This window comes from Vibrio sp. 10N.261.52.A1 (genome assembly GCF_002876325.1).
In the GTDB taxonomy this organism is placed as follows: Bacteria; Pseudomonadota; Gammaproteobacteria; order Enterobacterales; family Vibrionaceae; genus Vibrio; species Vibrio chagasii.
Genome location: NZ_MCYD01000297.1, coordinates 1 through 992, shown reverse-complemented (window position 1 = coordinate 992; position 992 = coordinate 1). Strand labels below are relative to the sequence as shown.

General features: G+C 45.9%; 1 protein-coding gene and 1 pseudogene. Both read right to left on the bottom strand.

The genetic code is table 11. The annotated features are described in order from the left end of the window. Positions 1-495, bottom strand: a pseudogene (locus BCT81_RS03650) (Hsp70 family protein); the annotation flags it as partial. Then, positions 495-992, bottom strand: a 498-nt coding sequence (locus BCT81_RS03645) for a DUF2760 domain-containing protein (protein ID WP_102423262.1), incomplete at its 5' end; no start/stop codon positions are given. The pseudogene BCT81_RS03650 and the gene BCT81_RS03645, both read right to left, overlap by 1 nt.

Sequence of the window (992 nt, the reverse complement as noted above, 5' to 3'; positions counted from 1 at the left end):
GTCTTGGTCTGCCAGTTTGTGTTCTGGGTTCGCGTGGTTCCAAGCGTCTTTAAGATGCTCAAGATAAAGCTCAGTTGTCTTAAGCGGAGATACTTTTTCTACTTCTTCTGGGCTACCTGCAGGAAGGAAAGCATCACGACGGTTTACACCACCGTGGCATAGCCAAGATTTCGCACTAGCGACCAAACGGATAGGGGTTTTAGAACCAAGGTTACGAGCAATCGCACCAACCAGTGCTTTTGGCTCAGAAGACCAAGGTAGAACACGTGATGCTTCGTTCATTTCGTGCTCGTGCGGTTGGTATAGGAACGAGCCAAGTTGGCTGCGAGTTTCTACTGTACCAGGAGCCGTAAGCTGAGGAATTGGCATTACCTCAACACGTGCATCTTCATTGGTTGTGTCGATGTAAGACAAAACGCAGTGTGTAGTACCTAAATCGATACCAACGCTGAATTTAGGTGCTTGCTGTTCTTGTGAATGTTCTTGGTGTTCCATTATAGCTCTACCTCTGCCGGTGCAATTACAGATGCATCGTAGTTTTCAGCAAGCTTAGGTAGGTTCATGTCAGTTGCTTTCCAGCCTTTGTGAACAAGTGTACCGTTGAATGGTGCGTTACCTGTTACGTTGCCTGTTAGGCGGATTTCTTGAGGGTTGAAACCTTCAGCTACTGTGATGCGAGTCTCTTCATCTTCGCTGCGGATATGAGCAAGCGTTACGTAGTCTGCTAGTACTTTTTGACCGCCTGTGTGAATAACACGTGCAGCTGCGCCAACTTCTTCGTCAGAGAACGAAGTCAGGTCTTCTTTTAGGAAGTCGATTAGTCGCGCTTCTTGTTGCATGATAGACAGTAGCTGCATTGCAGAATCTGTTGGTGCTGTTGCCAGCTTAGATTCAACTTCTACTACTTTTTCGATGACTTTCTCTACTTCAACAACTTTTTCTACTTCGACAATCTTTTCAACTGGCTTTTCAACTTCAACGATCTTTTCTAC